We start from the raw sequence: 22757 nt of genomic DNA, 5'->3' as shown, positions 1-22757 counted from the left end.
TGAGTAATCGGTTTTGGGAGCATTGCTCCGGTAATTTCTGTTTTCACCGGAGCATGTGCAGGCTTTTATCAGGCACACATATCATACAACCTCTTCAGTAGCATCCTTAACAGGAAGCGGCTCCAGACATTTCTTTTTACCGGGAAAGTTGACTTTCCCGGCATTCCTCCGGCAATATCGCCAGGGCTTTGTTTTCGTTGGCCTCCATGAGCTCGCGTTCCCCAGGTCCTTTATCGTTGATGCCGCAGAGGTGGAGGATACCGTGGATGATGGTACGGTGGAGTTCCTCGTTGTAGGGAGTGTTGAAGGCTTCGGAATTAGTCTTCACCGTATCGAGGCTGATAAACAGGTCGCCGGAGATCTTATCGCCGCTCGTATAATCGAACGTGATGATATCTGTATAATAATCATGTTGGAGGTACTGGCGGTTTACTTCCAGAATCTTCTCGTCGGAGCAGAAGATGTAGCTGATATCGCCGACCTTCTTACCGTATGTGGCGGCAACTTCCTTTACCCAGTTGCCGACCGCTCTCTTTTTGATTGCCGGAAGCTTGGTGTCTTCCGCGTAGAATGCTATTGCCATATTGTTATTCTTTTTATGTTTTATCTTACCGAATGATATGTTAAAAATAATTATCTGCTATGCTAATTCCAAGATAGATGCACTACTAATCCGATTTACATGGGGTAGGAGTGTCATTTTGATATTAGGTAAAAAACAGATACGTCATAGTGACCGCTGCCACCGCCCCGGCTAAATCGGCCAGTAGCGAACAGGGGATCGTATAGTAGGTGTTGCGGATTCCGACACTGCCGAAATAAAGGGCGACGACGTAGAAAGTCGTGTCGCTCGATCCTTGCACGATGGAACAGAGGCGGCCGATGAACGAATCCGCGCCGTAGGTGTTCATCGCATCCAGCATCATACCCCGCGCCCCGCTGCCGCTGAGCGGTTTCATCAGCATGGTAGGCAGACCTTCCACGAACTGCGTGTCCAGCCCTGCTGCCGAGACTCCCATGCGGATGCCGTCGATCAGGAAATCCATCGCTCCCGAAGCCCGGAAAACGGCAATGGCAACCAATACGGCGATGAGGTAGGGGATGATCGTCACGGCAGTCTGGAAACCCTCTTTTGCGCCTTCGATAAAGGTGTCGTATACGTTGATTTTTTTGCGGATACCGCTGATAATGAATCCGCATATAATAGAGAAAAGCAAAATGTTGGCAAACAGGGTGGAGTAGAGGGAGACCGATTGCTGGCTCATCATCCCGAAAAGCAAGGCCAGACCACCGATGAACGCGATCATCCCGCCGAAGAAAAGCAGCAGGTTCCGTTGCAGGATGTTGATCCGTTGCTTGAAGCAGACCGCCAATATGGCGACCAGGGTAGAAGAGAAGGTCGCGAGCATGAGGGGCAGGAAGACATCAGCCGGGTTTGCCGCTCCCATCTGTGCCCGGTAGGTCATGATGGAGACCGGAATCAGTGTCAGTCCTGAAGCATTGATGCAAAGGAACATGATCATCGGATCGCTGGCTGAATCCTTCTGCGTGTTCAGCTCCTGCAACTCTTTCATGGCTTTCAGTCCCATCGGCGTGGCGGCATTGTCCAAGCCTAACAGGTTGGCGGAAATGCACATGAAGATAGAACCCGTTGCTGGATGGTCTTTCGGTATTCCCGGAAAGAGCTTGCTGAACACGGGTGCCGTCAACCGGGCAAAGGCCTGTATCACGCCCCCTTTTTCCCCGATTTTCATGATGCCGAGCCAAAGAGCCAAGACTCCCGTCAGTCCGAGGGATATCTCGAACCCTGTCTTTGCCGAAGCAAAAGAAGCGTTGATGATATGGGTGAAAACTTCCGTGTCTCCGCCGATGGCTAATTTGCAAAGCGCCACCACGAAAGCAATCAGAAAGAAAGCGATCCAGATATAATTTAGAACCATAGTAGTTGTTGACAGGTAATAAGATACTTGTTAATGGTTACAAAAATAGGAAATAATCGGCTTTATCGGAAAAAGAAGGCGGGAAATGGCAGGCTAACCGCACCAAAATAGCATTGACAAAACGGGGCCGTTTAAATATAAAACGACTTTTTTCCTTGAAAAAGATGCAAAAACAGGGCATAAAAACACTTCTAACATGGCGGATAAACATCCCCACACCCCCGTAAAGGTCTCGCACAGACCCGGGTCTGCACCTCTCCCGCACCCGGGTCTCCATGATGGGTACACCCGGGTCTCAAGCGGCTTTGCAAGCTGTTTTTGACAAAAGAAAAGCCTGTCTTGATGAAAAAAGAAGCCGTTTTAACAGGTTTCGTACCTGTTCCCGAACGGTCCCTGTTTTTATCGTACAATTAATACACAGCACGTTATCGTTTTTTGCCATGATGGTTATGACAGATGAATGATAGTTCAAAACGGTAACTATCATAACATAATATATTGGTTTAAACCGATACACATGCGGATATGATAGTATGATAGTTGCTTTTGCAAAAACATTCATATGATTAGTCCGTATCGGTGGCGAAAACGGATGGACGCTTTATGATTTTGATGCGGTTGCCCTGTGCGAAATGGCAGATTGTTTGTTTAGTTGTAAAAAGCTGATTACATTTGGAGGATGTTTTTTGTGTTTAATCAATTCAAATTTAGTGTATAATATGACGAATAAAATCGGATTAACCTTTCTGCTTGCCTGGTTTGCTGTGATGGCTATCGTTGCTAATTATTCCTATGATCGTAATGTCCCGTACCGTGGAAATACAGGTGATGAATATGCTTCTAAAATGTGTCGTCTGGATATTGCTTACCAGCCGGATGTACAAAATGCGCCGGTCGTGGTTTGGTTTCATGGCGGCGGTTTGACCGGCGGGAGTCGTGAAATCCCTTCCGGGTTATTAACGGACGGCATGGTAGTCGTAGGTGTCGAATACCGTTTGTCTCCGCATGTGAAGACGATGGAGATCGTCGATGATGCCGCTGCCGCCGTTGCTTGGGTATTCGATAATATAGGAAAATACGGAGGCGACACCTCCTCCATCTATATTGCCGGCCATTCTGCAGGCGGATATCTGGTCGATATGGTCGGATTGGATAAGAAGCTGTTGGCGCGTTATGGGAAAGATGCCGACAAGCTTGCCGGGATCATCCCTTTCAGCGGCCAGGTAATCACTCATTTCGAAACCCGCAACCAGCGAGGGTTGAAACCTTTGCAGCCGACAATCGACGAAACGGCTCCCTTGTACCATGTCCGGAATGATTGCGCCCCTATTCTGATCCTTTCCGGTGACCGTGAAAAGGAATTGTATGGCCGTTACGAAGAGTCCGCCTATTTCTACCGCCTTTTCAAACTGCTCGGCCATCCTGATGTGACCCTTTACGAGTTGGGCGGTTTCGACCACGGCAGTATGTGCGCCGCCGCTTTCCCTTTAGCCGTCCGGTTTATCCGTGACCATGAAAAGAAGTGAACATCGGATAATTTTATATTTTTGCAAATTTAAAAAGAATAGTTATGACAAAGATATTAGTTACTTACGACATGTTCCGCGAAGGTTTTACCGAGCTGGAAAGCAAGTATGAGGTTACTTTTCCCGAAGGAAGAGATTTCACGTACGAAGAAGTTTTAGAGATGATTCCGGAGTATGACGTGTTGTGCTCGATGTTCGATTTCCCGGTAAACAAGGAATTGATCGACCATGCCTCCAAACTGAAAATGGTGGCAAACTATGCCGTCGGTTACAATAATATCGATGTCGCCTACTGCCTTGAGAAAGGAATCACGGTTGCCAATACCCCCGACCCCGTGACGGCCCCTACCGCTAATCTCGCACTCGGCCTGATGCTCGATGTGGCACGCCGCATTACCGAATGCGACCGTAAGCTGCGCCGGGAAGGTCTTGGCATGAAAGTCGGCGTCTTGGAGAATTTAGGCATTAATGTGACTGGGAAGACATTGGGGATTATCGGTATGGGACGTATCGGAAAGGCCCTTGCTCGCCGGGCGAATGCCTGTGGTATGGAAGTCCTCTATCATAACCGTCGGCAACTGTATGTCGAAGAAGAGACAAAGCTGAACGTGACATACGTTTCCAAGGAGGAGCTCCTCTCCCAATCCGATTTCGTCTCTCTGAATGCCCCTTATACACCGGAAACCTACCATATCATCGGTGAAGCCGAATTGAAACAAATGAAACCGACGGCCGTCCTGATCAACACTGGCCGCGGTCCTTTGGTCGATGAAAAGGCTTTGGTGCAGGCGTTGAAAGACGGGACGATTCATGGTGCCGGTCTGGATGTATTCGAGTTCGGCGATTATCCCTCGCCGGAGTTGCTGGAAATGGAAAATGTCGTCCTTACGCCCCATATTGGGACGCAGACACTGGAAACGCGTATTATCATGGCGCGTACGGTTTGCAACAATGTAATCGGATTCTTGGAAGGCGACCGTCCTGTGTCACGGGTGCTGCGTCCATGACGGCGGAGTTTGTGCTGAGTGAACTGCAATCGGTCGGTTCACCCGAAAAGGCGGCCCATCTGAGCCGATTTTTCAAGACCGGACCGGGGCAATATGGCGAAGGCGACCGCTTTTTAGGGGTTGTCGTTCCGCAAACTCGCAGTATAGCGAAAGCTAACAAAGCGATGCCTCTCGATGAATTGCAGCGCTTGTTGGATAGTCCCTGGCATGAGGCCCGTCTTTGCGCCCTGTTGGTTTTGGTCTACCGTTTTCAGGATAAGAAGACACCGGAAGCTGAACGGGAAAAGATGTATCGTTTCTATTTGAAGAATACCCGCCGCTGCAATAATTGGGATTTGGTGGATTTGTCCTGCCGGGATATTGTCGGCGAATATTTGGTGAACCGGGACCGTTCCGTCCTGTATGAACTGGCTGCCAGCGATAATCTTTGGGAACAGCGGATTTCGATCGTCTGTACTTGGGCGTTTATCCGCCGTTCGGATTTTACCGATACGCTGGCGTTGGCCGAACGGTTGATGACGCATAAACATGATTTGATGCATAAAGCCGTAGGCTGGATGCTCCGCGAGGTGGGCAAAAGAGATCGGGATACCCTCACCGACTTTCTGGAACGTTATGCGACACAGCTTCCGCGTACGGCTCTTCGCTATGCCATCGAGCATTATCCCGAAGACCGGCGTCAGTATTTCTTAAAGATGAAGTAAGGGATGGACGAACAACTGAAAGCGAAATTGAAGGAATGGGCCGGGATCTATAATGTGAGGTCTTTTATACCCGATGATCCGGTTCAGTTTCCTCATCGGTTTACGGAGAAACGGGATATCGAAATATCCGCTTTTATCACTTCCTGGATCTCTTATGGACGCAGGGAACTGATCCTCCGCAAGGCGGACTGGTTACATAGCCGGATGGGTGGAAGTCCTTACGAATGGGTATTGTCCGGCCGATACTGGGAACTGGTTTCGGATGTCCCAGCCGGCAAACGCGATACGTTTTATCGCTTTTATACGCATTCGGACCTCTGTGCCCTCTGTGATCGGTTGAAAGAGATATATCAGCGGTATGATTCATTGGAAGATGCATTGGCTGCAAGCTCTTACCCGAATCCGGTTTTTAAATTGCAGGATCTCTTTTCCGGCATAAACGGTATTCCGGTGATGGGCGGCACTTCTGCCTGTAAACGCCTGGCTATGTTCCTTCGCTGGATGGTCCGGACCGATGGAATCGTCGATTTCGGGATTTGGCAGACAGTCTTTCATCCCCGCCAATTGATTATTCCGCTGGACACGCATGTTCACCAAATTTCACTGGAACTTGGTTTGACACAGCAGCGAACCGCCACCCTGAAAACGGCGCTTGAGATAACCGAGGCCCTGTCGCATATCTTCCCGGATGATCCTTGCCTGGGCGATTTCGCCTTGTTCGGATATGATATAAATAAGGGAAAATAAGTGGTTTTGGAAGGCGCTGAGTCTGATGATTTCGGTTGATGGCTTGTTGAATCCCCTTTGTTTTAAAATCATAATGCAAAAAGAAAGATGGAAAGAGAAAGAAATAAGATAACTTCCGTTTGCGTGTATTGTGCCTCCAGCACGCAGGTCGCTTCGGCATATCGGGAGGCTGCGACCGAGTTGGGACATCTGTTGGGCGAACGGAACCTGAGAGTGATCAACGGGGCTGGCAATTCAGGCCTGATGTGTGCCGTGTCGGATGCTGCGCTGGCTGCCGGCGGGACTGTGACCGGTGTGATCCCTCGTTTTATGGTAGAACAGGATTGGTGTCACAAGGGGCTTACCGATCTGGTCGAAGTCGACAGTATGCATGAGCGCAAACAACGAATGGCTGATCTTTCGGATGCCGTGATCGCTCTTCCGGGCGGATGCGGCACTCTCGAAGAATTGTTGGAAGTCATTACCTGGAAACAGTTAGGCTTGTATCTCAACCCGATTGTCATCCTGAATATAAACGGCTACTTCGATCCTCTTTTGGAGATGTTCCGCCGGGCCGTCGACGAGCATTTCATGCGCCCGCAGCATGCAGCACTTTGGACGGTCGCCTCTACCCCGGCCGAAGCTGTCGGACTGATTTTTTCGGAACCGGTTTGGGATGCGAATATTCGTAAATTGGCTTTGGTGTGAATCAGGGATGGCACGTTAGTTTAAACGCATTAACCTCCGGTGTGCGGATGCCCGGTTTTAACTCTCCGCCAATTATGATTACCGTGTTGGCATTGTTTGCGATGCCGGCACCGGCACGTGCCAGTTCTTCGTAGTTGCCTAAGTGGGTCCAGTGTTTTGTGAAAGTATTGTATTGTAACAGGGAGGTATTGAATTTATACCAGTCGACAGGATGTAGCAGATAATCCGGCTCGGGGTGGTTTAGGGCGTCGCGGAAACGGTCGTAGTTCACGCCTCCTACCAGCAGGATGGAGCTATCGCCTGATGCGATGGCGCAACCTCCTGTAACGGTACGGTGGGAACCGCCTGCTAAAGAAGGCAGGAATCCTTCATTTCTCCACTGTTTTGTCTTCGGATGATAAGAAAGCATATCTGTGCAAACAATGGCTTCCTGATGGGCGGATGCCGGCTGGAAACCGCCTGCCAGATAAAGTCGTATGCCATCCTCGGATTGCTGTGCCGTGAGGACAGGCTGTATTCGGGCAGGTCCGGGGAAATCCGGAAGCCGGACCCATTCCTTTTGAAGCGACGGTGTTAGCTGTAATGAAAAGAGTGGGTTCGTAGGGGCGGTTTGCGAACCGTCCTGACCTATTGGGACCGTTTGCGGCTTGCCCTTACCCCCGGCGACATACAGGCAACCATCGGCGTATGTGGCCGAGAGATTATCCAACGGCATGGGAAGTGGCGGCAGTTCGGTGATATGCAATTGTTGTTTTTCCCCGTCCCAGTTGACGAAGAAGACCTGTCGGGAGACCTTTTTATTGTTATTTCCTCCGATCCAAACGAGCCCTTCGGGGGTTGTGACCGATGCCCCGTAAGCAAGCGGTATTGGCAGTTTGCCGATCCTTTTCCATCCGGCATGAGATCGGGCGGTTATATCTAATGCATATATATTGCAGTAGTATTCTTTTGTTCCCCCTTCGGCCGCTGGTTTGCCGGGGAAGTTGCATCCGCCGGCCACGAACAACTGCCCGCCACTGACACCGGTAAACGGAGCAGATACGCCTAATGACGGGCTTTTTTCAGTGCCGGGTAGGTCAGGCAGCCGAAACCAGCTGACCGGAGCCGCTTCCGAACGGAATGTCGAAGCCGGCAACCCCGCTTCGTTCACTAAATTGGCACGGGTGAAAGGTTGCCAGCCGTAACGGACGAATTTCGGATTCCGGATTTGGCCGCTCCATACTTTTACTGTCTTTCCATCGATGATTTGTGCCTCCGCGGGGACGAATAAACCATCGTGTTCGGCTATCTCGAAAGTACGTAGTTTGTCGCCGTCGGAACTGTGCATGCCTTTTCCGTAATCGAATGTGACATAGGCAGTGCTGTCCTTGAATATCACCGATCGGTAGAGTGGACCGGAAGGAAGGATCTCGTGCCCGTATGTCTTGTTGAGTGCCCAGTGAGCGAGGCGTTCCCCTATCTCCCGTTTGTGGCGCGGGTGGACATCCAGGGAGTCGCCATGGTCGCTGCTGACCGCCATGCCGCTGTTGGGGATCGATTGGAGCATCCGGCGCTGGCTGTCCCGGAACCAAGGCCAGCTGGGACGATCGATGCTGGATAGTTGCACATAATAGAAAGGCAATTCTTCCGCCCAGTTCTCCCGCCAGTTTTTTGTCAAAAGATGGAACAACTTCTCATGTGCTTCCATATTGTGAGCGTTCGATTCTCCCTGATACCAGATGATACCCCGTATCGGGAACTTTTCGAGCGGCTGGATACCGGATTCGTACAAGTAACAAGGCTCGTAAGGATGCCGTTGCTGTTTGTTCGTCGATTTACGGATATTGAGGGCGGCGCGTTCCCGCGTCCAGTCCTGGATAAAATTATTCTGCTTCCAGTCGTAGAGGATGTCGGGGAATTCGAATTCCAGCGTTTTGCGGTCTATCCAGGCTTCCGCCGGTGAACCGCCTATAGCGTTCAGGATAAGTCCGACCGGGACCTGCAAGCTGTCTGACAACATCTGTCCGAAGGCAAAGGCTACGGCGGAGAAACGGTTCGTCGTTTCCTCGTTGCATTCCTTCCATTCAGTATCCCGGTAATATTGGAGCCTGTTGAGGGAGTCCAGTGTCGAAATGTCCCATTCCACCGCATTTGTCAGCCAACGTGGTTTCATATCGAAAAGACGGATTTGCGGTTTCCTTGCGGCAAATTCCAGAAAAGCCTTTCGTTGGCTGTCAACGGCACTGCTCACCTGAAATGCCATATTCGACTGTCCGGAGCAAAGCCATACTTCGCCGATCAGGATATTCGTATAATCCAGTTTCCCTGATTCGGCGGAGATACTCAACGTGTACGGGCCTCCTGCCTTCATCGGTGGCAGGATGACCGACCATTTCCCGTCCGAGGTCGTTATCGCTTCACCTTTCTGTCCGGCGATGCTGACCGTCACTTTTTCTCCGGCATTGGCTGTTCCGGCTATCCGGAGCGGTTTCTCCCGTTGGAGTACCATATTGTCCGAATAGATCACGGGCATTTGGAGACCACCGTAATTTCCGGTCAATGCCCGGTAGACCGTCCGTGCGATGATTCCGGCTCCTTCGGCTGTGGGATGCAAGGCGTCGGGCAAGAGGTCAGGGCGGTCATAAAGTTCTGTATGCAGGTCAATCAGTCCGGTGTGGGCGAGTACTGCGATATCTTCAATGTTTTGTTGTATCTGCCAGTACCAGTTGCGTGTGCCCGATTTGAAGCGCGTATGGCGGTGGGAGATCGGCGTCAGGCGGCAGATCCAGATTTCACACTTCGGGTTCGCTTGTCGGAAAGCATCGATCAGGGTCAGATAATCCTTCGTGAAGTCATCCCGGTAATTCGGCCAGTCGCGCGGATCGGTGTCGTTCAGTCCGAGGTGGATGACGACCCGGTCGGCGGCAAAGTCGAGGGCGGCCTTGCATTCCTCCTGCTCGTTGTAAGGACGGTGTCCCTTTCGCAATAGCGTCGCCCCGCTTTTTCCGAAGTTGGCGACTTCGTATTCGTTGCCCAACATCCGTTGGAGCTGGGCGGGATAACTGTTCTTTTCGCGGTTCTCAATTCCGTGACCATACGTTACGCTGTTGCCTACACAGGCCACCTTGATCTTTTGCGCCTGGATCGTGGCACTAAATACGATGAATAAACAGAGCAGGATATTTTTCATTTGCTTATCGTTTCTTATCGGGTGAATAGACCAGGCCGTCCACAGCCTTTTCACCATCCGGTGTGACAAATACGAATGTGAACATCCACTTCGGCAAGCGGATTTCCGGCGCGGTGAACTTTCCGACCGGAAGTTTCATGAATACCTTGTTCCATCCTTTCTGCAGATGGACAGGCATGGGAGGACGCACGACACAATTCTCGTTGCCGAGCAGCACCTCGTTGGATTTGGTCCGGTGCGTTGCCGTCCATACCGGAGGCAGGATTTCCCGGTCGTTGACCCACACTCGGCTTTCCCGGTAATCCCATTTTCCCGGAAGTGGCGGCAAGTCCATTTCCGAACGGCTGTAGTTCTGAAACTCTATCCAGGCGCCTACATCCTGTGCTTTAGGCGAGTAGACCCAGGTCCAGGCATACGCCGTGTGGTTCTCTTGCGGCTCTTTGTAGATCCCTGGAACAAGCGTCCCCCAGACATGGCGGAGGTAGATGCCTGCGCCGATCGCATCCTGTGTCCCATACATCTTGTTTTCGTATGTATAGTGGGATTTCAACTCCTTTTCGGGCGGGAATGATGCCGTCAGGTCGCCTTGGTTCGGGAATGCGTCCGTAATACGCCACTTGACGTTCGTTTGTTTGACGTAAGCGAACGGATATCCCCCGAAACAATGTTCCTTATGCCAGAGCAGGCGGTTCTCGAAATCAGCGAAAGACTTGAACGACTCGCTGTCTTCCGATGGTAAAACCGTTCCTTGCTTGTCGAAATATTCAGTTCCACCCCCTCTCCACGCACGTTCGGCCATGGCGAGCATATTCGGGTAGAAATTATTCTGTTTGACGATATCGGCTTCCGGCTGGATCATCCGGTCGTTCCAGATTGCCAGGATCGTGCCTGCCAGATCATCGCTGCCCTGCAGCTCGTTGTAGATGCGGCTGTTGTAGAGGGCGAAGAGGTCGGCAAACGTGTCGAAATGGTTCAGATAGTGGAAACGGGAGTCGATCGCCGGAATCCCTTTCTGGGCTTTTCCTCGGTAGCTCCACAGATGCGTCATGTCGATCTCTCCCGGCTTGTAGTACCATCCCGGATTCCAGGAGATCACCTTTTTCCCCTTGGAGCGGACATAAGCGACCATTTCGGGTACGAAATCCGGATTGGTGAACTGCACCTCGTCTGTCCCGATATGCAGGTAAGGGACATCGAACGTTTCGCAAACCTCGTCGATCAGGAGTTTCAGTATCTTCATCCCTTCTGGGCTTTGCATGTCATGGCGGAAAGTACGGACGAAAGCGGCACTGTGTCCCGGCATGTCGATCTCCGGGATCAGCAGGACATGATGTTGCTTGCAGAAAGCGGCCAATTCCCGTGCCTCTTCCAGCGTGTAGTATTTCCCCGGCTGGCGGGTCGTGTTGACGCTGTCGTTCAGCATTGGGAACACCTTGCTTTGCAGGCGCCATGCCTGATTTTCCGTCAGGTGCCAGTGAAAGACGTTTATCTTGTAACGTGCCAGGATCGCTATTTCCCGTTTCAATTCGTCCGTCGAGATATAGGTGCGTCCTACATCCTGCATGAAGCCGCGGATGCGAAAGGCGGGCCAGTCGGTGATCTCGCATCCGGTGATTGCAATGCCGTTGCCTTTCTTTTCCGTCAATTGGCGTAATGTCTGGATTGCCCTGTAAACGCCCGTTTCGGTGATGGCTTCGATCTCCACTCCTTTTGATGTGACACGCAGTTTATAGGCTTCGTTGCGATTGAGAGGGATATCGGGGAAATCCTCCACCCATTTGACCGATAGTGCCGGATGGCTTGACGGATTGCCCGTTATCTTATTGCCTGCCGGTTGTTCCATGCCTATGGAACAAAAGTTTTCCGTAAGGGAAACAAAAGTTCCCCTATATTGAAACTTTTTCCCGTTCCATGCCACTTTCTGCGGCCATGGAAGCAAATGAGGGATATTGGCTGCCTGTGCAGCCAATATCCCTATATATAAACTTATCAATATGAAGAGTATGCGTTTCATGCAGGACTACTTGACCAGATCGGTCAGTTTGACAGCTTGAAAAGTCATATGGGCGACGCTCGATTCGTAGAAGATGCCGACTGTCTCCTTGTCGATCATGGACAGGCAAGAATAACCCCAGCTTTCGTCTTCGTCCAGTGTCACTTGGTTGGAAAGCGGCCAGGTCATGCCTCCGTCGGTACTTACTTTTATGGTAATATGGTTACGTCCCTTCGTCGTGTTCGGGTTGGAGAAGATCAGCAGGTCTTTCCCCGTGATGTTGTCTTTAGCGTCCACGTGGATGAGGCTTGCCATACAAACCGGTTCCTGCAGGGCACTGCGGCTGGACGGATGTTCATACCAGGTCTTGCCCAAATCGCGGGTGGTGGCCACGGCGCGGCTGCCTCCCCGGTTGTCACGCATGTTCAGCATCAGGACACCCGGTTCGATCTCGGCTACCTGCGCCTCGGTCGTGTTCGTACGTGCCAGGTTATGCAGATGCCAGGTGGTTCCCCGATCTTTGCTGTACATGATACCGGCGTTCGGTATACGGGTGGAGTCGATGAACTGGATCGGGAAAACCAACGTCCCGTCTTTCATCGTGATACCCCGGCCCGGTCCTTGCAACAGGAAGTACCAGGAAGGATCTTTCACCTGCGGGGTGATGTTGATCGGCTGGCTCCAGGTCTTGCCGTCGTCTTCGCTTTTGACGAGCATCAGCTGGGCGGTGCTGTCGGCCGACATACCCGGCATGGAATTCCACCAGGCGCGTCCGTTCCCCATGCCATGTGTCCAGGCAGCAACGATCCAGATCGTATTTGTCTTTTCATCCACTAGGATAGACGGGTCTCCCACACCGTTCTGTGCGTGAGGCAGGCCGCCCGTTTCGCCGAACGTCATCGCAACACGCATCGGTTCCCAGGTCTGTCCTTTGTCGGTGCTGCGGCTTACCCCTATATCGACCATTTCCTGCAGGTCCACACTGCTGTTGTAGCGGATATCGTACACGCCCAGAAGCGTCCCGTTGTTGGTCGTTACCAGCCCCGGAATACGGTAGGCCGAAGCCCCGTCGTCACCGGCGTGGCGGACACCGATTCCCATGCGGCGGACATCTGATTTGCCGTCCCAGACAATTGTCGCCGGCATATTATTGATTTCAGCCATCGGCATCTGGACAGTAAAGGTCGTTAACAGGGAAGCCTCCGGTTTCATCTCGATACTGATCCAATAGTAGTTGACTCCTTCCACCATCGGCTGGTTACTGGTGAAGGTCACGACATTGGTGATATCAGTTACTTCGCTCTGCTTGATGGAGTAGGCGGGATTAGCAGCCTTTGTCTTGCCTTCTGCGTGACTGGAAATGTAGGAAACCGGACGGTAATGCTTTCCCTGCCGGGAGGTCGCTTCCGTTCCGCTATAGAAAAAGCGTAGAGCCTTTATGTCGTTTAAGTCGATTCCTTCTTTGAATTGCAGGGAAAGCTTGTTGAGTACATCCCCTTTGTGTGCCTGTACACGCATTTCCACCAGGATATTGTCTGTCCGGTCAATCAGTATCGGGATCTGCGGCTTTCTGACAAACAAGCTGTCGGCGGCAAAGGCTGTTTGCATGAAGAGAAGGAGGCTGAAGTAAAGAAAGATTTTTCTCATGATGTTTTTTGTTGATTGGGTTATTATAAAATAGGATTTCCAAAGATAATGACATTTGCAGGAAAAGTCAATACCTTTGGAAACCTTACAGGTTTTACTTGTCGGTCATGTTGACCGTTCTCGGACGTAAGAAGATGACTTCCACCACTAAGGCTACGAATACCAAGCTGGCCATCATTGCGAAATCATGCCCTAAGTTACCGGCATCCGTCGACTCGCCCAACAGTTTTGTGATGATCGCTCCGGCAAATACCCCGGTCATGTTCATAATGCCGTAGGCGGTCGCCCGGTAGCGTGGCGATACGAACTGGCAGAGGATCGGCATGTTGTTGGCGTCGAAAATACCGAAACCGATACCGAAACAGAGTCCGCCGCCTACAATCATGGCGAAACTGTCGCCGAATCCTAACAGCAGGAGTGCCGGAATGGTCAAGGCAAGCCCGATGGAACCGGTATAAATGCGTCCCCGTACATTCCGCTGAATCCATTTGTCGGACAAGATACCGCCCGCAATCACTCCGATGAAGGAAGAGATCGCGATCGTGAAGGTGGACAATGGCCCGGCTTCCGACATATCGATGGACAAATTCTCCGAAAACAAAGTCGGCAGCCAGTTTTTAGTAGCCCAACCCGGCAAACTCGAAGTGGCGAAATAGAGCAGGATGATCCAGAATGAAATGTTGACGAACAACATCCCCATTCCTTTTATAGCCGCTTTTACCGGACTCTCTTTCGGGCCGGGTTCCGAGTCAAGCTTGGCGACCGTATGATCTTTTTTCTCTTTCAGGAAAAGAATCAATACCAGACTATACGCGATTCCGATAATCCCGAACCAGTGGAAAGTCGTTTCCCAGCTGTATGCTCCTGCGATCGTTGCTCCGAAGCCACCCAATGCCTGTCCGGTGTAGAGCCCGGTCATGTGGATTCCGACAGCTAATGATCGCGTTTTTTCCTGATGATAGTCCGTGATCAGCGAAAGTCCGGCAGGGATGTACAAGGCTTCGCTGACTCCCATAATGGCGCGGAGAATATAAATTTGGTTGAAATCAGTCGAATATCCCATCATCAGCGTGACGAACGACCAGACGAAGAGACTGCCGACGATCAGCCATTTCCGGTTGATCCGGTCGGCGATCATGCCGGCGACCGGGCTCATCAGGCCGTATATCCACAAGAATACCGCCATCAGGCGTCCGAAGTTCGTGGCTGATTCCAGTTCGGTAATATCGATCATCATGGCAGACTTCATGGTTGAAAGCATCTGTCTGTCCATGTAGTTTAACAAAGCCACGCCCCAAAGCAGAGCGACAACGATCCAGGGATAGTATTTCTTATTGTTTGTCATAGCCCTGAATTTCCTTACATAAAAGATGACATTTCAAAAGCATCCGGGGAATATGGAACGGACCTTTGTACATGTTTCCCTTTGCCGGCTGCGAGAGCGTCCCGTCGTAATGGAAATAGCCGAACCATTCGCCGTATTCCTTGTCTGGAAAACGGGCATACGTGTATTCGTTTATCTGCTTGTGCATTTCCAGGTATTTGGGATCGCCTGTGGCTTCATAGGCATACAACGTGGCGATGATGGCTTCGCACTGTGGCCACCAGAACTTCATGTCATGCCAGTATTCCTGCTGCGGACGGTTCTTGCAATCCCTAAAATAGGTGATTCCACCGTGTGTTTTGTCCCAACCCCATTCCCAGGACCAGTTCAGGATCGTGAGCCCTATCTGCTTCAGCTGCGGGTCCCAGTTCCGGTGCTTGGCCTCTTCGAGGATGAACCATGCCGTTTCGATGGAATGGCCCGGATTGATGGTCCGGCCGGGAATCGAATCGATAAATTCGCCGTTCGGCCCGACCGTTTCGAGGATGGCCTTAAACTCCGGCTTCATGAAATCACGACGTAGTTCGGCTATCGACTCGTCGATCTGACGTGTCAGGACAGGATCATCTACTGCCTCCCGGATGCGGGCGGCAGTATCGATCAGGATCATGCAAAAGGAATGCCCTTTTGCAACGAATCCTTCTCTGAATTTGGGCTCTAATGCGCCCGGTGTGTTTTTGTAATAGAGAATCTGTTTGAACAGCTTGACTGCTTTTTCAGCATAGCTCTTGTTACCCGAAGCGATCGAATATTGAGCCATGGCGATTGCGGCAAACGTTTCGGAAAATACATATCGGCGTTTTCGTACGGGAGTTCCTGTTTTCGTCACCTCGTAAAACATGCGGCCGTCTGTATCGAAACAATATTTCTCGATAAAGTCGATCCCGTTTTTACAGGCTTCCAGCCATTCGGCCTGTTTTTCGAGGTTGTTGTAAGCATAAGCGAGAATAAAGGCGAACCGTCCCTGGAACCAGACCGACTTGTTTGTGTCCAGCAGCGAACCGTCCCGGTCCAAACAAGTGAAGTAGCCTCCGTTCTCATGATCGATACCGTATTTCAGCCAGAAAGGCAGAATGTCGGTCAGTAAATCATTTTTGTATTTTTCTCCCCAATATCCGAGGTATTCGGACGGTTTTGTTGTGTCGTTCATGGCGTTTATGGATTTAGAATTTATTGCATCTGTCGAAAAAATGAATCGCTTCCAGTTCGGCTTTCATAGCGGTCTCTTCCGCATCTGTCATATTCTGGAACGGTGTCCGGTTTTTACCTAAATCGAGTCCGATCAGCTTCATGATCCGCTTGCCACCCACGATATTGCCGCGATAACGACAGATCACGTTGATCACTTCCTGTGAGAAGTTCTGGCGTTCGCGTGCTGTTTCGAGGTCTCCGGCAGCCCAGGCTTCGAGTATCCCGGTCAGTTCTTTGCCGTTGTAGTTGGTTGTCCCGCCGATGCCGCCTTGTGCACCGCCCATTGCCAGGCATGGAAGGATTGTTTCGTCCTGTCCGTGAAGCATATCGAATTTGCCGTCTTTATATAAGCGGCATTGGTTGTATTCGTAAAGGCTTTCATATGTATATTTGATACCGGCGAAGTTCGGGATACGCCCGTCTACCGCTTTCAGCAGTTCGACCATCGGTAGGAAAGCGCCGTTGAAAGCCGGGATGTGATAGTAATAGAAAGGAAGTTCAGGTGCTCCGGAAGCGATTTCTTCGCAGTATTTCACCAGTTCTTCTATCCGATTCACTTTCGGGAAAGGAGAGGCCATGGCTCCGATTCCCCAGGCTCCGATCTTTTGGGCATGCGCAGCCAGCTTATGGCTTGCTTTTACGCAGGTGCTGCCTACGTGTACGATGACCTTGAATCCGGAAGGCGCCACTTCTACCCATCTTTCAGCCAGTTTCATGCGCTCTTCGTCGGTCAGCATATAGCCCTCTCCCGAAGATCCGTTGATAAACACTCCCTTTAAACCGTTTTTGACCAGAAGCTTGGCATATGCTTCTATCGGTTCGTAATTTACTTCTCCGTTTTCGTAGAACGGTGTGAAAGGTGCATCAATTAAGCCTTTAATCTTTTCCATTATCTGAGCGATTTAATGTGTTTTATTGTCTGGTATTTTTTTTAAATACCCGGCAAATATAAATAAAATATTTTAATAATATAGCCTTGATTAAAATATTATTATAGATAATGGCCTAAAGAAAAGAATGTTTTATTAATAATGTATCATACCGAGTAGCTTACTTCTTGATAAGAGACATGCTCCGAATGCGCCTGCTCTTTCTCCTAATTTGGATATTTTGATTTCTGTGTCCTGATTGACTAAGTTAAGCGAATATTTACGGATGGCGCTCTTGATCGGCAAACTGATATACTCGCCTGCCAGTGAAAGTGTTCCGCCCAGTATGACCAGTTCCGGATTGAAAATATTCATCAGTCCGGCAATACCTTTTCCTAAATTTACGCCCATTTTTTCGAGGATGTCGATGCAAAGTACATCCTCTTTCCGCACTGCTTCGAGCAGGTCGCCGAGCGAGATTTCCTCTCCGCTGTCCAGTTTCCCGGCGAGTATGGTGTTGCTGCCTTCCCGGTAACGTTCTATCAGGATACGGTGGAAAGCCGATCCGGAAGCCTCTGTTTCGAGACAGCCTTTCTTGCCGCAATGGCATAGCACTTCGTTTTCGAACATGCAAAAATGTCCAAACTCCCCGGAGAAGCCGGATTTCCCGTAGTATAAATTGCCGTCGATGATGATACCTAGACCTAGTCCCCACGCCATATTGACGAACAGAATGTTCTTTTCTCCCTGTACGACTCCTTTCATATATTCGCCGTAGGTCATGGCCCGGCTGTCGTTTTCAATGAAAACTTTCGTCTGCAACCGTTCTTCAAGAATCTGAGCGAGGGGTTTCTCTTCGAAATAGAAAATGCTGTAACTATAGCCCGATGCTGGGTTCACGCGGCCGGTGATATTGACTCCAATCGCTAATATCTTATTCCGTTCGACAGGCAATGAAACGATGAAATCGTCAATAATCTTGCAGAATTGCTCCAGCGAGGCTGGTGTATTTTCAAGTTGGTATGGGATATTTTCTTCGAGTTGTACTTTGTCGCCTTTGAAGTCGATCGCTGCAATATTCAACTTGTCTTTCAGCATATCGACTCCCACGAAATATCCGGATGCCGGATTGAGGCCATAGATGTTCGGTTTGCGTCCTCCGTTGGTTTCCTGCTTTCCGAAGTCCAGGATATAGCCGTCGTCCTGAAGCTCGGCGACCAGTTTGGTGACGGTCGGAATACTCAGGTCCATTTCACGGCCCAGATCGGCAATGGTCGCATCGCCATTGGCAATATAGTAATGGATGATCTTCTTTTTCAGAAGTTCATTGCGGTTGTTATTATCGGAAGACAGTAAAAATTTTGTATTCATGGCTATAGAATATTATAATATTGAAATGGCTTCACAAAAGTATGTAAATTTTTTTCAAATATATGGTTGTGAAAATAAAAAATTCAGAGTAATCGTGCCGGAAGGTTCCATCCTACCATCATGCTTTTTACTTGAATGTTTATTTATATGGATGATAATGCACTGTTTATGTTTACATAAGCAGAATAGCCATTGACAAAACGGGGGCGTTTTTGTCATAAAAATGCCTCTTTTCGCTGGATAAGATGCAAAAACTGGGCATAAAAGTGCCCCTGGTATAGCGGATAAACTTCTCTGCATTCCCGGAACGGCTTCGCGCAGACCCGGGTCTGCACCTCTCCCGCACCCGGGTCTCTATGATGGGTACACCCGGGTCTCAAGCGGCTTTGCAAGCTGTTTTTGACAAAAGAAAAGCCTGTCTTGATGAAAAAAGAAGCCGTTTTAACAGGTTTCGCATCTGTTCCCGAACGGTCCCTGTTTTTATCGTATAATTGATACACAGCATGTTATCGTCTTTCGCCATGATGGTTATGATAGATGAATGATAGTTCAAAATGGCAACTATCATGCCATAACATATTGGTTTAAAACAATATACAAACGGATATGATAGTATGATGGTTGTTTTTGCAAAAACATTAGTTTTTCGTCACTTTCGGGGTAGGCCATGTGTTAAAGCTAATAAGTTTATTGCATAGCAAGGTAATGCTTGCCCTGTTGAATATTTCTGATCTCAAAGGCCAGTTCATCTACATGCTTGAGGATGCTTTTTGCTGTGGTGACATATAGTCCCTGCCTGTATGACCACGCATCAACTTGCATATGACGAACGGATGTACATTCAGACCTTTCAGATATTTCTTCAGGTTCTCTTCACCCGGCCCTGGAAAGAGTGTGATGGGCTTATGGGTGATGTTTCGCATTGTTCGGGAAAATCATTCGGATGATTTGGAAAAAGAGTTTCAAAAACGGTTGCTCTTTAAGCTAAGAAGCCTGAAAACAGGAATGTTAATATCGTCAGAAATCTTAAAAACAAATCAAATTGACAGCAACGAACCTGTTTTTATGATAAATCGAGTAGTTAAAAGGGTTGTCCTGATTATAAAAATGCGTACCTTTCCCTCCTGAAAACAACCTGTCTAACAATATATCCGTATGAAAAAAATATTCTTGCTTATCTTGTTGCCCGTCAGTCTCTTCTTTTCGTGTGTAGGAGACCGGATCGCATCGGAAACGATGGACCGGGCAGAAATACTTTTAGAAGCAAATCCGGATAGCGCTTATATCTTATTGAATGAGGTAAAAACTCCCGATAGGTTGAACGAGCGGCAGTTTGCACGTTGGTGCATGCTGTATTGCCGGGCGGCGGATAAACTCTTCAAAGATATGCTATATACCGAACAACTCGACCGGGCGTTGGTTGGGTATAAAAGTCATGGGGCCGCGGAACAACAGGCTTGGATGGGGCTTTATTTAGGGCGTTCGTATGTGAAAGATAAGCTTTTTATCCCGGCAATGAAGGCTTATTCTGATGCGTTGTCGTTGGCAAAAGAGAAGTATTTATATGATGTAGCAGGGTATATCTGTAGCTATATGGCAGACTTGTACACTTATACGGGCCAAAGAAGCGAAGAGCGGAGGAAGTTTGAAGAAGCGGCAGAATTTTTTAAGCAGGCCGGTAACGAGCGGAGTTATGCCTTTGCCCTGCGAGATGTGGCTAAAACATGGGCATTTGACGATTCTTTGTCGTTGGCGCTTCACTATATGTTAATAGCGGATTCTGTTATTACAAGGTTTCAAGATTTAAGGGGGATTAGTTCGATTTCTAATGGTTTGGGAAATATTTATGACTTAATGGGCGATGTGGAAAAAGCGAGAGCCTATTATAGTAGAAGTTTAAGTTCTGATACGATGGATCAAGTTCCCTCTTATCTGGCTTTGAGTGATCTCTATTATAATGAAAGCCTCCTTGATTCAGCCCGCTATTATTTAGCATTAGCCACAGGTCCGTCATTGAACCCTTATACATCGATCGATTGCTTCTATTTAGGTTACCTTATCGAAAAAGAAGCTGGTGATACAGAAAAAGCGCTTTCTCTTTTGGAACAATATCAGGCAAAGAAAGATTCTTTATATGATCAACAAAAACAGGTAGATATTATTGATGCAGAGAAACGGCATGATGTGGTCACTGTCGTTCAAGACAATAAAAAACTTGTTGCAGAGAAACAGTTTTTGTTTGCTTTGGCTGTTATCATTTGCCTTTTGTTGATTGTGGGTTATCAGTTGAGGGATAGGAAAAGACGGCTTGAAATAAATCGGCAGCAACAGTTTTTAGAAGAGGAAAAAAATCGGCATGAGAAGCAAGAAACGGAACAGGAAGGTCGCCTTCGGGAGTTAACGGCAGAGATGGAAAGGAAAGCTGCTGCGCATGAGGATACAAGTGAATATAAGAAAGAAATCACCGTATTAAGGGTGGAAAAATTGAAGCAATCCTCTTTATTTGAAACAATGAAAGAGCGCTGTCGGAAAGTAAAACCTGATATCGAACAAAAACTAAACGAAGAGGAATGGAGAAGCCTGATTCGTCTGATTGATTCCCTTTTTCCGAATGTCAGCGTTTTTATGAAAGAAAATACGTTGGGTCTGACAAAAACAGAAACCAAGATCTGTTATCTCAGTTTCTTGGATTTGCACTTAAACGAGGAGGCTGTTCTTTTGGGAGTCAGTTCCGATTCGGCCAATAAGTTCCGAAGTCGTACTCGGCGGAAGCTGTGTCCGAATCAAAAAGGAAGCGATATAAATGGGTGTATCCTACAAAAAGGATGGTAATAGAGTAGATATGGGTATAAAAATAGGGACAGTTTTGTCTTCGGAAGTGTGGAATATACAGGTAAAGAGCATTAAAAAAGGATTTTGGAAGGATTTAGATCGTTTGCGTAAGCTATATGAAGTAAGTTTATGTATTTTATTATCAGTTTTATAGCAGCTGAGAAATAATTTTGTCCATATAAAAAGAAGGTTGTCCATATACCGATTTGTTGCATCCAATAATTCCCTCTATGTTTACATTTGAAAATATTAAACATAATATGAAGACATTTAGAAAAATTGGATGTTTACTGTTAATAGCGACATTTTCGTTTCCTTGCTTTGCCAAGAAACGAATATATCTGAAAGGGTAGTGGGATACTGCTCCTAAGTCTATTATCCCTGAGCAACCTATTCAAGCATGAATTGAAGACAACAACAAAGACTTGCTGTTGAAGTTTTTCGCTTAAGCGATATTGGTTTTGACATGAAAGCTGTAAAAGAGATCAACTTTTTATCACATATATTTCAAAAGACTGTTTTTCATAGAGAAAGAACGGTCTTTTGGATATGGATGTCCTCTGGACTAATTTATGCAATAGTCAAATTGCTGATAGGTAAATATAATAACTATAAGATATTTGAAAATGTTTTTCCTCACGTAATTAACGGATTACATTTATATGTGGAGTATCCTACCGAATATTATGATGTAAACCATTATGGTCCGATCTTTGCGCTTGTGATTGCTCCATTTTCTATCTTGCCTGAATGGTTGGGGATGATTTTTTGGATTTTAATGAATACATATTTTCTTTTTTATGCTATTCGTCAGTTACCTTTCAATGAGAGTCAGAGGATTATAGTTTATTGGTATTCTTTGTGTGAGTTAATGACGGCGCAGGGGGTACAACAATTTAATATCTCTGTGGCAGCATTTATTATTCTCTCTTTTGTTTTAATTGAGAAAGAAAAAGAATTTTGGGCTTCTTGCTTGATTTTATTGGGAACATTAATAAAAATATATCCGATTGTAGGATTAGCTTTTTTCTTTTTTTCAAAACACAAATTGCGTCTTGTATTTTCCTGCGTTTTTTGGGGATGTTTGTTTTTGGTTTTGCCGATATTCTTCTCTCCGGGGACAGATTATATTTCTTCGCAATATATTGCGTGGTTGGAACGGTTGGAAATCAAAAATGGCCTCAATATGTTCGCCATATCTCAAAATATTTCTTTATTAGGAATCGTACGTAAGCTCACAGGCTGTTCTTTATATAGTGATTTGTGGCTGATTATACCGGGACTGATCCTATTCTTTATCCCTTATTTCAGAATTCAGCAATATAAATATCTCCGTTTTCGGCTCATGCTATTAGCTAATGTATTGTTGTATGTCGTGTTGTTTAGTACAGGAAGTGAAGCAAGTGGTTATATCACGTTGATGATTGGTGTCGCTATTTGGTATATTTGCAGCCCTTCTGTCCATAAAAGATATAATCGTTATCTCTTTTTTACGACCTTGATTTTTGTTGCTTTATGTTCTACCGAATTAGTTCCTCCCGGCATTCGACATCATATTATCGGACCATACGCATTAAAAGCTTGGCCTTGCACAATCGTTTGCTTTACGATATGCTATGAAATGATTTTTTTAGATTTCAAAGACAGGGTTTGAAAGGAAATATTTTTAGTAATATTTGATAGGGGTTTT

Annotated in this window: 17 protein-coding genes; 7 read left to right on the top strand and 10 right to left on the bottom strand. The window is 48.0% G+C overall.

Annotated features, from left to right (window positions below):
• Positions 1–136: 136 nt before the first annotated feature.
• Entirely contained in the window at positions 137–583 is a 447-nt protein-coding gene (gene ybeY, locus NQ542_RS14055; protein WP_005633797.1) for an rRNA maturation RNase YbeY, read from the bottom strand.
• 124 nt (positions 584–707) lie between these two features.
• The gene (locus tag NQ542_RS14050; RefSeq protein WP_005633795.1) at positions 708–1940 is read right to left on the bottom strand and encodes a nucleoside recognition domain-containing protein; all 1233 of its coding nucleotides are present in this window, start codon (positions 1938–1940) and stop codon (positions 708–710) included.
• Positions 1941–2659: 719 nt separating this feature from the next.
• Between NQ542_RS14050 and NQ542_RS14045 the strand changes: the two genes are divergently transcribed.
• From NQ542_RS14045 to NQ542_RS14025, 5 genes are all read left to right on the top strand, one after another.
• The gene (locus NQ542_RS14045; protein WP_005633721.1) at positions 2660–3466 is read left to right on the top strand and encodes an alpha/beta hydrolase; all 807 of its coding nucleotides are present in this window, start codon (positions 2660–2662) and stop codon (positions 3464–3466) included.
• Between the two features lie 44 nt (positions 3467–3510).
• Complete coding sequence (locus NQ542_RS14040; protein ID WP_005633719.1) at positions 3511–4473, top strand: 2-hydroxyacid dehydrogenase family protein; 963 nt, start codon at positions 3511–3513, stop codon at positions 4471–4473.
• Positions 4470–5177, top strand: a complete 708-nt coding sequence (locus tag NQ542_RS14035; protein WP_005633717.1) for a DNA alkylation repair protein — start codon at positions 4470–4472, stop codon at positions 5175–5177. Before NQ542_RS14040 ends, NQ542_RS14035 begins: the two co-directional genes overlap by 4 nt.
• Positions 5178–5180: 3 nt before the next feature.
• Entirely contained in the window at positions 5181–5924 is a 744-nt protein-coding gene (locus tag NQ542_RS14030) for a TIGR02757 family protein (RefSeq protein ID WP_005633715.1), read from the top strand.
• 87 nt (positions 5925–6011) lie between these two features.
• The gene (locus tag NQ542_RS14025) at positions 6012–6611 is read left to right on the top strand and encodes an LOG family protein (protein WP_005633713.1); all 600 of its coding nucleotides are present in this window, start codon (positions 6012–6014) and stop codon (positions 6609–6611) included.
• A gap of 1 nt (position 6612) precedes the next feature.
• On the opposite strand, the gene NQ542_RS14020 is transcribed toward NQ542_RS14025, so the two are convergent.
• The 8 genes from NQ542_RS14020 to NQ542_RS13985 all read right to left on the bottom strand — a co-directional run bounded on the left by NQ542_RS14020 (position 6613) and on the right by NQ542_RS13985 (position 19158).
• Complete coding sequence (locus NQ542_RS14020; protein ID WP_005633710.1) at positions 6613–9780, bottom strand: cyclically-permuted mutarotase family protein; 3168 nt, start codon at positions 9778–9780, stop codon at positions 6613–6615.
• Positions 9781–9784: 4 nt separating this feature from the next.
• The gene (locus tag NQ542_RS14015) at positions 9785–11794 is read right to left on the bottom strand and encodes a family 20 glycosylhydrolase (RefSeq protein ID WP_005633707.1); all 2010 of its coding nucleotides are present in this window, start codon (positions 11792–11794) and stop codon (positions 9785–9787) included.
• A 6-nt stretch (positions 11795–11800) separates the two neighbouring features.
• The gene (locus tag NQ542_RS14010) at positions 11801–13420 is read right to left on the bottom strand and encodes a sialidase family protein (protein ID WP_005633705.1); all 1620 of its coding nucleotides are present in this window, start codon (positions 13418–13420) and stop codon (positions 11801–11803) included.
• Between the two features lie 94 nt (positions 13421–13514).
• Complete coding sequence (locus NQ542_RS14005) at positions 13515–14765, bottom strand: MFS transporter (RefSeq protein ID WP_005633703.1); 1251 nt, start codon at positions 14763–14765, stop codon at positions 13515–13517.
• Positions 14752–15954 carry an AGE family epimerase/isomerase gene (locus NQ542_RS14000; protein WP_005633702.1) on the bottom strand — a complete coding sequence of 401 codons (1203 nt, stop codon included), beginning with the start codon at positions 15952–15954 and terminating at the stop codon, positions 14752–14754. The genes NQ542_RS14005 and NQ542_RS14000 overlap by 14 nt, the downstream gene beginning before the upstream one ends.
• 13 nt (positions 15955–15967) lie before the next feature.
• Positions 15968–16885 carry a dihydrodipicolinate synthase family protein gene (locus tag NQ542_RS13995; protein ID WP_005633700.1) on the bottom strand — a complete coding sequence of 306 codons (918 nt, stop codon included), beginning with the start codon at positions 16883–16885 and terminating at the stop codon, positions 15968–15970.
• 135 nt (positions 16886–17020) lie between these two features.
• The gene (locus tag NQ542_RS13990) at positions 17021–18235 is read right to left on the bottom strand and encodes an ROK family transcriptional regulator (RefSeq protein WP_005633698.1); all 1215 of its coding nucleotides are present in this window, start codon (positions 18233–18235) and stop codon (positions 17021–17023) included.
• Between the two features lie 749 nt (positions 18236–18984).
• Positions 18985–19158, bottom strand: coding sequence for a hypothetical protein (locus NQ542_RS13985; protein ID WP_005633684.1), 174 nt, complete (start codon positions 19156–19158; stop codon positions 18985–18987).
• A gap of 313 nt (positions 19159–19471) precedes the next feature.
• On the opposite strand from NQ542_RS13985, the gene NQ542_RS13980 reads away from it, so the two are divergent.
• A complete protein-coding gene (locus NQ542_RS13980; protein ID WP_227945694.1) occupies positions 19472–21067 on the top strand; it encodes a tetratricopeptide repeat protein in 1596 nt (531 codons plus the stop codon).
• A 466-nt stretch (positions 21068–21533) separates the two neighbouring features.
• Positions 21534–22721, top strand: coding sequence for a glycosyltransferase family 87 protein (locus NQ542_RS13975; RefSeq protein WP_005633667.1), 1188 nt, complete (start codon positions 21534–21536; stop codon positions 22719–22721).
• The last annotated feature ends 36 nt before the right edge of the window (positions 22722–22757 follow it).

The sequence above is a fragment of the Parabacteroides merdae ATCC 43184 genome (assembly GCF_025151215.1).
In the GTDB taxonomy this organism is placed as follows: Bacteria; Bacteroidota; Bacteroidia; order Bacteroidales; family Tannerellaceae; genus Parabacteroides; species Parabacteroides merdae.
The sequence above is the reverse complement of the archived record's forward strand: the minus strand, read 5'-3'. Positions and strand labels throughout refer to the sequence as shown.